The sequence below is a fragment of the Castellaniella sp. genome (assembly GCF_041675725.1).
In the GTDB taxonomy this organism is placed as follows: Bacteria; Pseudomonadota; Gammaproteobacteria; order Burkholderiales; family Burkholderiaceae_B; genus Castellaniella.
This window is the reverse complement of sequence record NZ_JBAYTI010000084.1, coordinates 1-9,629: the sequence shown is the minus strand read 5'-3', so window position 1 is coordinate 9,629 and position 9,629 is coordinate 1. Positions and strand designations below refer to the sequence as shown.

10 protein-coding genes are annotated in these 9,629 nt (G+C 63.9%); 1 reads left to right on the top strand and 9 read right to left on the bottom strand.

The annotated features are described in order from the left end of the window. The 7 genes from WCZ84_RS12780 to WCZ84_RS12750 form a co-directional block, all read right to left on the bottom strand. Positions 1 to 1,273, bottom strand: a 1,273-nt coding sequence (locus WCZ84_RS12780; protein WP_372686661.1) for a CpaF family protein, incomplete at its 3' end; no start/stop codon positions are given. Beyond that, positions 1,273 to 2,469 carry a CpaE family protein gene (locus tag WCZ84_RS12775; RefSeq protein WP_372686660.1) on the bottom strand — a complete coding sequence of 399 codons (1,197 nt, stop codon included), beginning with the start codon at positions 2,467 to 2,469 and terminating at the stop codon, positions 1,273 to 1,275. The genes WCZ84_RS12780 and WCZ84_RS12775, both read right to left, overlap by 1 nt. Before the next feature lie 11 nt (positions 2,470 to 2,480). Beyond that, positions 2,481 to 2,852, bottom strand: coding sequence for a CpaD family pilus assembly lipoprotein (locus tag WCZ84_RS12770; RefSeq protein WP_372686659.1), 372 nt, complete (start codon positions 2,850 to 2,852; stop codon positions 2,481 to 2,483). A 36-nt stretch (positions 2,853 to 2,888) separates the two neighbouring features. After that, positions 2,889 to 4,247: a type II and III secretion system protein family protein gene (locus tag WCZ84_RS12765; RefSeq protein WP_372686658.1), complete on the bottom strand. Its 1,359-nt coding sequence runs from the start codon at positions 4,245 to 4,247 to the stop codon at positions 2,889 to 2,891. Further along, positions 4,240 to 5,178, bottom strand: coding sequence for a Flp pilus assembly protein CpaB (gene cpaB / locus WCZ84_RS12760; RefSeq protein WP_372686657.1), 939 nt, complete (start codon positions 5,176 to 5,178; stop codon positions 4,240 to 4,242). The genes WCZ84_RS12765 and cpaB overlap by 8 nt, the downstream gene beginning before the upstream one ends. A gap of 12 nt (positions 5,179 to 5,190) precedes the next feature. After that, positions 5,191 to 5,694 (bottom strand): prepilin peptidase, encoded by a 504-nt coding sequence (locus tag WCZ84_RS12755; protein ID WP_372686656.1) that lies wholly within the window; start codon positions 5,692 to 5,694, stop codon positions 5,191 to 5,193. 59 nt (positions 5,695 to 5,753) lie between these two features. Next, a complete protein-coding gene (locus WCZ84_RS12750; protein WP_372686655.1) occupies positions 5,754 to 5,963 on the bottom strand; it encodes a Flp family type IVb pilin in 210 nt (69 codons plus the stop codon). 272 nt (positions 5,964 to 6,235) lie between these two features. Here WCZ84_RS12750 and WCZ84_RS12745 point away from each other — a divergent pair, with 272 nt between their 5' ends. Beyond that, positions 6,236 to 6,898, top strand: coding sequence for a hypothetical protein (locus WCZ84_RS12745; protein ID WP_372686654.1), 663 nt, complete (start codon positions 6,236 to 6,238; stop codon positions 6,896 to 6,898). A 55-nt stretch (positions 6,899 to 6,953) separates the two neighbouring features. Here WCZ84_RS12745 and WCZ84_RS12740 read toward each other — a convergent pair whose 3' ends face one another. Both WCZ84_RS12740 and WCZ84_RS12735 read right to left on the bottom strand, forming a co-directional pair. Beyond that, positions 6,954 to 8,660 (bottom strand): LTA synthase family protein, encoded by a 1,707-nt coding sequence (locus WCZ84_RS12740; protein ID WP_372686653.1) that lies wholly within the window; start codon positions 8,658 to 8,660, stop codon positions 6,954 to 6,956. Next, complete coding sequence (locus tag WCZ84_RS12735) at positions 8,657 to 9,619, bottom strand: glycosyltransferase (protein WP_372686662.1); 963 nt, start codon at positions 9,617 to 9,619, stop codon at positions 8,657 to 8,659. Before WCZ84_RS12735 ends, WCZ84_RS12740 begins: the two co-directional genes overlap by 4 nt. Positions 9,620 to 9,629 lie beyond the last annotated feature (10 nt).

The window sequence follows — 9,629 nt, the reverse complement described above, 5'->3', positions numbered from 1 at the left end:
TGTTCATGGCCTGCAGCACGTCCAGCGCCTCGGGGCCACGGGTCTCGCCCAGGATGATGCGGTCCGGGCGCATGCGCAGCGCGTTGCGCACCAGGTCGCCCTGCGTGACCTGGCCCAGGCCTTCGAGGTTGGGGGGCCGGGTCTCCAAACGCACCACGTGCGGCTGCTGCAGCTGCAGCTCGGCCGCGTCCTCGATGGTGACGATGCGCTCGTCGGGCGATATGTGCCGCGACAGCGCGTTCAGCAGCGTGGTCTTGCCCGAGCCCGTGCCGCCGGAGACGACGATGTTCATGCGGCAGGACGCGGCGATCTCGAGCACCCGCGACATGGCCGACGACAGGCTGCCGCGCGCCGCCAGGCGCTGCAGGGTGAGGTCTTTGCGGGAAAACTTCCGGATCGAGATGGATGCGCCATCGATGGCCAGCGGCGGCAGCACCACGTTGACGCGGCTGCCGTCGGGCAGGCGGGCGTCCACCATGGGGCTGCTTTCGTCCACCCGCCGCCCGATGGTCGAGGCAATACGCTGCGCCACGTTGATCACGTGGGCGTTGTCGCGGAACTTGAGCGCAGTGAGCTCGAGCTTGCCATAGCGCTCTACGTAGACCTGGTCGGGCCCATTGACCATGATGTCGCTGACGCTTTCATCCTGCAGCAGGGGCTCGATGGGCCCCACCCCGAACATGTCGTGCAGGATTTCCTGGCGCATGAGCCGCTGCTCGGACATGGTCACCGGCAGGTTTTCGCTGCGCACCGTCTCGTCGATGATGGCATCGATCTCGGTGCGCATGGCCTCGGCCGATTGCGACAAGGCCGTGGACACGTCGATGGCGCCGAACACCGCCTGGCGGATATGGCCATAATGCTCGGAGCGCACCACCGATTCGTTGAAGCGGGTGGGCGTGGGGGCGCTGATCACCTTCGAGTGGCGCAGTGCCACCACGGGTTCGGGCACGTCGGACTCTGATGCATCGGATTCCGACGCCATCTGGATGGCTGTTCTGGACGCGCCGCGCTCGGCGCTGGCCGCTGCCGGCTGGGCAACGGGCGCAGGAACCGGCACCGGTTCGACACGAACCGGTTCCACAACCCCCCCCACCCCGGCCAGGCCCTGGGGCGAAGCCGCTGCCCGGGCCAGGGAGACCGTGGCGTCGGGGCTGTCGGGCCCACCCGACTCGGGCGGCAGGCCGGTGGCCAGGGACAGCGGCTGCGCCGGCGCCTGCTCAGCCTGCGACGCGGGGGCGGCCGCCTGGGGTTTCCTGCGCCCGAACTTCATCACCGCCCTCCCAGCGCGCGCCGCCACCACGACTGCTGCGCGGTTTTCAGGGCCTCGCCCGTGACCAAGGCCGCCAGGGCGCGCACCCCGCGGGCAAACTCACTGCCGGCGGGCAGTGCCTGCCCCAGGTTTTCGGCCAGCACGGGCGCCTTGGGATCGTGTGCGATCGTGATGCGGACAGGGTGGGTGCTGACTTCCTTGAAATCCGCATCGCGCACCTGGCTGCGCGACGGCGCCCAGGGGTGGTTGAGTACCGGCAGCACCGTGGGCGACTTGGGGCGCGATTCGATGTGGCGCGCCAGACGGGACAGCACGCGGGCCGAATGCACCGATGGATCGGCCAGCAGACCCACCAGCGAGGCCCGCGCCAGGACCTCGTTGGCCCAGCGCCCCCGGCGCACGGGCAAATCCACCACCACGTAATGAAAGTATTGCGTCAGGGCTTCCAGCAGCCGGCGCAAGGCATCGGCCGAAGGGTTGAACTCATCCGAATAATCCAGCTCAGCGGCCAGCACGAACAGGTTGGGCGCGGCCTGGGCCAGCGAGCGCTCGAGGTACTGGTGGTCGAGCCGATCGATGTTGCCCAGCACGTCCAGCAGCGCCGTGCCCCCGGGCACCCCCAGAATGCCGGCCCCCGTGCCATCGTACACGTTGAGGTCCACATAGACGACGCGCCGGCGCACCCCGCCCTGGCCCAGGGCGCGTGCCAGATGCGCCGCCACGGTGGACGTGCCCACCCCGCCGCGGGTGCCCATCAGCGCCACGCAGCGGCCATGCCGGGTCTGGCGCACGTCGGACCGCTCCTGGATCAGCAGGCGGCGTATCAGTTCGACACTGAGGGGCTTGACCAGGTAGTCCTGGACGCCGCGCACCAGCAAATTGCGATACAGCCCCACATCGTTGCGCTCGCCCACCACGTAGACGATGACCGACGGATCGCAGGCATCGGCCAGCCGGTCGAGGTCGTCCAGCGCGCGATCGGAGGCCGAAATATCCACCAGCAGGCGCTGGGGCGACTTGTTCTGCTTTTGCAGCCAGGCGATGGCCGCGTCCACCCCGCCCGCCGCCACCAGCGTGTCGCTGACGGTGTCGACATCCATGACCCGCTGCATTTCCTCTTGGCTGTGCCGGTCTTCGAGGAAGGCGGCAAAAGCGTACAGGCGATCGGTCTCTCTGACTTTGGCGACAGTGGCCATGACGACTCTCTTTATTGTCCGGACTTGGTGGTGCGGGTTTCCTTGAGTGGCGTCACCTGGTTCTCGCGGTAGCGTGTGACGGCGGCCGCCGCATTGTCGGCCTGCTGCCCCGCATAGGGGGCCGGCTGGACGAGATCGCGCGGATTGGCCACGCTGTTGGCCAGATTGGTGTAGGTGGCGCAGCCAAACGCCGCCTGGGGCCGGCTGTCGTACACGGAGCGCGGCGGCTCGGTATACAAGGTGTTGCACTGCGGCGGCAGCGCCACCCAGCGGCCGTCTTGCAGCTGGACCTGAATGACGTTGGCATCGGGCACCAGGCTGTAATCGCGCTTGGGGAATGCACAGGCGGCCAACCCCAGCGACAGGCCGAGCACTCCCCCCATACGCAGTAGCCGAATAGCACGCATCTTGGCCCCCCCTCAGTAGACAAAGCCGGCCGTGCCGCTCAGGCGCGGCACCGAACCTTGCAAGGGATCGTAGCCGATGCTGCGCTCGAGCACGAACTCGATGTCGTTGTTGGCGCGCATGCTGGCGACGGGCGAGGTGAGCTGGTCCGGGCTGGTGGGCCGCACCAGATAGGGCGTGACGATCACCACCAGCTCGCTTTTGTGGTTGCGGTAGTCCAACGACCGAAACAGCGCCCCCAAGACCGGCAGGCTCCCCAGGCCGGGGATCTTGTCGACCTGGTCGCTGATATTGTTCTGCAGCAGGCCGCCAATGGCAAAGCTCTGGCCACTGGCCACCTCGACCGTGGTCTCGACCCGGCGCACGCGGATCCCCGGGATGGACAGGCCGTCCATGACGATGCTGGCGGATGGGTCGAGTTCGCTGATTTCCGGGCGCACCTTCAGGCTGATGCGGTCATCGGCCAGCACCGTGGGGGTGAAGTCCAGCGACACGCCAAAGGGCTTGAACTCGATGCTCATCGTGTCCTGGTCCTGCTTGACCGGCACCGGGAATTCACCCCCGGCCAGGAAGCTGGCGGTCTGCCCCGAAACCGCCGTCAGGTTGGGCTCGGCCAACACCGTGATCAAGTTCTCGCGATCCAGCATATCGATCATGGCCTGGGCCGGCGCCCCGGTCTTGGAGTAGCCGCCCAGCAGGGAATAGCCCTCGGTGGCCGCGATGTACCCGCCCGCGCCATCATAAAACGTACGCCCGCCGATCAGGCCGGTGACGAACTGCCCCGGGCTGGCCACCACGTTCCAGTTGATGCCTAGCTTCTGCGTGATGGCCTTGGACATCTCGGTGACCCGCACCCGCAGGTAGACTTGCGTGGGGCTGTCGATGCCCACCCGGTTGATGAGCTTGTCGGCCTCGCCCAGGTAGGGCTGGATGGTGCGCGCGATGGCTTCGACCGTTTCGGCATTGGGCGCCGACCCCGTGACCATGAGCGACCCCGGGGCGGATTCCAGCCCCAGGCGCAACGCCGGAAAACGCTGACGCAGAATCTGCTGCAGCTCGGCCACGTTGTGGCGTACCACGATGGATTCGTGCTTCAGCTGGCGGCCCTGGTCGTCCAGCGCATAGAGGGTGGTGGTGCCGGCCCGCTTGCCCATGACCAGCACCGTCAGCAGGTCGCCCTGCTGCTCGGCCGGAATCTGGATGTCCGCAATGGCGGGGTCGGCCACGAACACGGTGCGCGCATCGGGGATGCTGAGCATGTCGCCCGCGCCGATGGCCAGCGTCAGCGCCTGCGCCACCCCGGGCCCGCCCAGCAGGGCAGCCAGCCCGAGGGCGGCCACAGCGCAGGCCCGCTTATGGATTTTTTTATGCATCGGGATTCAACTCCACAACCTGGCTATCCATCCCCCGTATGATAGTCGCCCGCGCCGGCGCTTTGTGCTGCTCGGCGGCAGCCGGCTCGGCCACGGGCACTGGTGCAGGGGGCGGGGCTTCGGGCTGCAAGCGTTGCCGGGCGCGCGAGACATCGCTGCCCCACACCGGGCCGCGCGAGCCATCGGGGGGGGTCTTGTCCCAGGCCAGCACCGAGGCCTCTTCATCCTGGTCGGTCACGTGCTTGTCGGCCCGGGCAAAGCTGCGCAGGGCCAGCGACAGGCTGCCGAGTTCGGACGCCACCGTCACCGCCTCGGCGATGCGCGGGCGCACTTCGATGGTGACGGTGCGCGCACGGATGGGCCCCGCGTCATCCGTACTGCGCTGGAAGCTGGAGCCCACCGCGATCACGCGCACCTGCTCGACCACGGTCTCGCTGACCACCTGCTTTTCACCGCGGTTGAAATCGCCCTGCCCGCCCAGGCGCTGGGTGAGGATCATGTCGACATAATCGCCCGGCTGGATCAGGCCGGCGTTGCCCGATACGTCATCGACCGGCACTGAAACCGCCAGCATGCCCGGCTTGAGGGCCGCGGCCAGAAAACCCGGCGCATCGGGCCGGATGATGTCGGTGCTCTTGAGCAGGCTGCCGGCTTCCAGCTTCTGCCGCAGCAGGGCCCCGGCAACCTCTGCCTGCGAAGACCCTTCGACCAGGGCATTGCGCGGTACCTTGGATTTTGGTGTGGGCTGCCAGGCCAGGTCGCTGTCGCGCAGCAGCAGACCGGCGGGCAGATCGCCCGTGACGGCCAACAGGCGTACGTCGGGGTCGGCCACCTCGCGCGGGGTCTGGCTGTTGATGTACAGGATCCGTGCGCCGATGGCCAGTATGATGGCCGCCAGCAATATCAGGACGAACTTGAGCGCGGAGGACATGGATCAACCCAATTACAGAAGAAGGGCGTGCCGCCACAGCACGTACAGGCCACCCGCCGCCAGCGCCAGCCCGTAAGGCACGCCCCTTTGGGCAGAAACAGCGTTACTTATACAGCGCCAGGGGCGATTGGTAAAGCGTTGTAACCCAGGCCGATCGACCAGCCAACCCATCACGGCCAGCAAGGCACCCAGCCAGGTGATGATGATGGTCACCGGAAACGCCCCGGCCGGGCCGGCCCACAAGTAGACGGCGGCACCCAGCTTGACGTCGCCGCCGCCCATCGCACCGAGCACATAAAGGACAAAAAGAACAACGAAGGCGAGCAGGCCGGCCACCACGTGCCAGCCAATGGCCCCCCAACCCGTCGATGGGATCGCCCACAGACCATACAGCAGATAGAGCAATCCAAGGGCAAATACCCGGTGATTGGGCAAATGCCTGGACTGCAGATCAGAAATAGCCAGGGAACAAAGAATCAGTGCCACCACCAGCAACAAGAGGACTGATACCGGCACCGTTTGACAAGCCTAGAGCAGAAAGACGCTTTCAGCCTATTTCATCTTTTCAGGGCCAATTAGCTGCCCCCGCCAACCGCAGTGGTGACATTCCCGGCCAAAATAGTGAAAGCGTTTTCCAAAGCGTTACTGAATAAGCCTACACCAACAACAACGGCAGCAACAATCAACCCGGCCAGGATGGCATATTCAAGCGCCGATACACCGCGCGCATCATCTTTGAGGTTTTGGGCAGCAACATACACCTTGCGGCAAACGGTAGCGAACATGAGCCTTGCTCCTGTATTGGTCAAGCATTAAAAATGGGCTCAGACCCGAACTGGACCCGAAAACCCCGATATTGGGTCGATTATACGAAATTACGACACGTAAGATAGTATACGCATCCCCTAAAAACAACAGTTGATGACCTATAAATTGACGAACATCAAATACTTGCAGGGAATGCCGCCCGTGCTTTCCCTATCTCTGAACTGATTGCGAGCCCCACTGGCTTGGTCTAAGCTGTTGTTTTTTGAAACAGATATTTCTGGATACCGTCATGATACGCCACATCGCCCTGTTTGCCCTGATGGCCGGCCTGCTGGGTGGCTGTGCCGGCCGCCTGACCTACACTGCCCCCGCCGTACCGGCGGTGCAGACGGGCAGCCTGCTTTTGCCGTATGGGCTGCCGGCCAGCTGGGACCACAGCCTGCAGGCGTTGAAGGGCCACGGCTACACGATCGAGCAGGCCAACCCGGCCACGGCCAGCATCACGCTGGCGGTGGCGGGCCTGCCGCAGCGCTATGTAGACTGCGGCACCATCGACAGCATGGCGGCCACCTTGCGCGACAAGATCGTGCGCACCTATGAATTTCCGGCTGCGGCCGAGCAGCAGCGCTACGAGCAGTTGATGCTGGGCAACATCTACGACGTAGACCGGCGCATGGCGTTGGACAGCACCGCGCACGTGCAGCTCGAAGCGATCGATAAAAATACGACCCGCGCCGACGTACAAGTCCAGTACCAGCTGACGCGCCACGTGCGCATCAGCAACGCCACCCAGCGCGACTACCCCCAATATTCGGACACCATCACCTTCAGCAGCGGGGCTGCCGGGCGCTTTCCGGGGTTCGACCGGGCGACCCAGTGCGTGGCCACAGGGCAACTGGAAAACGAAATTTTGAATGCGTTGCAGACAGCGCGGTCACCGGCCCGACATTGATCCCATGACCCGTAGCCTGTGCCGCCTTGCGCAGGCAAGCGGTCGCAACGGCTGATCAAAACAACCGTTCAGCATAAATTTCCAGGGGAAACTCCTGTTGCCATAAATCGCCCCGATAGCGTACAAGACTGTCCTTCGGCTGGTGACAGATAGCATTGACACCCTCCCAGAACGCATCGTCATTACCTGGCGTCAGCGAGGCGAGCTCGGCGGGCAAGCAAAACATGGGCAGATCATCCAGTCGGTCAGCCAATGCCTGGCTCGCTTCCGGATCTGCCAACCGTACGAAGGCGGTCGCCTGCGACCGTATCTTCCACTGTTCGGGGGCCGGATCCCAATCGAGTTCGAAGCTGCTGTCCTGGAGATCGCTTGCGCCAAACAGCGCTGGCGGAAATACCTTCACGTCAAAAAGCACTCTGGACAGGGCCGGTTTGTGGTCACCGAATACGACGATGGCCAATGGACGTTTCCGGCGCTGGGCTGCGCCTTCCATCTGGACGAGAAATGCCGCCAACTCTCCCATGGATTGGTTCATCCGCCGCAGATAATCACCCCGGCCATGATCGCCGCCTTGATCTGCATAATCGCCATGGGTAAACATGGTGATGAGATACATGAACATTTTCTGGTCTGCCGCGGCATTTTCGTAGCGATCCAAAGCGCGGTCAAACAGGATTTTGTCGGGCGGAAGCCGGTGGTCGCTGGCGGATTCCCAACCCATATCCTCTAAAAATATGGACTCCTGAAAGCCAAAGCGCGGATACACCCGATCGCGGCTCCAGAAGCCGCCAAAATAATTGTGCAGACTGATTGTTGCATAGCCGCTGTCAGCAAACCGTTTGACCAATGTCTCACTGTCAGACCGAAAGCGTTCTGCAAAATTCTGATATTCGATTCCCGGTAGTACGGCGGACGACAAGCCCGTCAAGGTTTCGAACTCTGCCTCTGCCGTATTGCCGCCATATACCGGACTCAGCAACGTGAACGGGGTAAAGCCCTGATCAACGAACTGGAACATGGGCGTACGGAACCGTTGATCAAATGTCGTGAAACACGATTCACACAAGATCAACAGTACGTCTGGTTGATTTGCAGTCAGCAGGCCGGACCGCCGTTCTTCATAGAATGAGTGTGGCCCGCGTTCTGGAACGGCGACCGCCTCGGATGTCATGACCAACTGAGCGGGCAGGCCGTTCATGGCCACATTGACCAGTGGCCGCCAGGCTACATGGCATATCTGGATGCGGCAAAGCCCATTACGCACCATACCCGCCGCCATACCGTTACTGAATGCCAGCATCCCAACCAATAACGGCAGTAGCAAGCCCAGGGGCAGGTTCCCAAAAAACTCACGCCAGCTTCGCCGCCGGTATCGCCAACCCAGAAAAACGATGATCGCCAATGCCACGACGGTGATCTGTATACCTGGGGTGACATAGCCGCTGACCAAGGACAGGCTGCGGTCCAACCCTGCTATGTCGCTGGCGACGATGGGCACACCGGTAGCACTGACCTTCACATGGTTGGCCTGAATCAGGAGCATCTCGATCAGAAGCACCGAAAGCGCTGCCGCAACCCTGTGAATGAAGCAGGCAATGAAATAAAACATCAAAAGAGAGAACAACAGCCTGACATAGACCGCGATACCCGACCACGATGAACCCGTTTCAAAGAGCAAATAAATGGTCATGCGCCCGACCAAGAGCAAAAGAAGTGGCGACGCCTCTCTGATTTGCTGTCTTGCTGTTTCACTAAGATTCATTCTGTATCTTCACCGATCAGATCGGCGGGCCGATGTAATTGGCCTTCAGCCGCACCCCAGGGCACCGCCAGATAGGCCAGCCGCCGAATTTCGCGCCGCGCGCGCGCCAGGGCATCGAGGACCACCCCCAGCGCGGCCAGCAGCAGGCCCAGCACGCACAGGCCGGTGACCAGCACGGCGGTGGGCAGGCGCGGGACCAGGCCGCTGTGGGCGTAATCGATGAACAGCGGCACCGCCAGCCCCACGCCGAGCAGGCACAGCAGCAATCCCAGCAGCCCGAACACGACCAGCGGGCGCTCGAGCATGTACAGGCGCACGATGGTGGCCGCGATGCGCAGGCCATCGCGCCAGGTGGACAGCTTGCTGGTCGAGCCCGCTGGGCGCGCGCCATAGGGCGTGGGCAGCTCATCCCAGGGCATGGCCATCTCGAGCGCGTGCACGGTGAGTTCGGTCTCGATCTCGAAACCGGCTGATTGCCCCGGAAAGGATTTGACGTAGCGCCGCGAGAACACGCGATAGCCCGACAGCATGTCGGTGAAGGCGCCCCCGAATATATGCCGCACCGCCCCGCTCAGCAGCCGGTTGCCGGCCCGATGGCCCGGCCGGTAGTGCGCGGCCTCGCCCGCGTCCGAGCGGCTGCCCACCAGCATGTCGAGCCGCTGTTCAGCCAGGTGCGCCAGCATGCGCGGGGCGCTGGCCGCGTCGTACGTGCCATCGCCATCCACCATGATGTAGTAATCGGCTTCGACATCGGCGAACATGCGCCGCACCACGCTGCCCTTGCCGCGCTGGGCGACGTACTGCACGGCTGCACCCGCCCCGCGGGCGATATTAGCCGTACCGTCCTCCGAGCCGTTGTCGAACACGTAGACCTGGATGGCCGGGATGGCCGCCTGAAAATCCGCCACCACCCGCGCAATGGTGGACGCTTCGTTATAGCAGGGAATCAGCAGGGCAATGCGGGGTTCT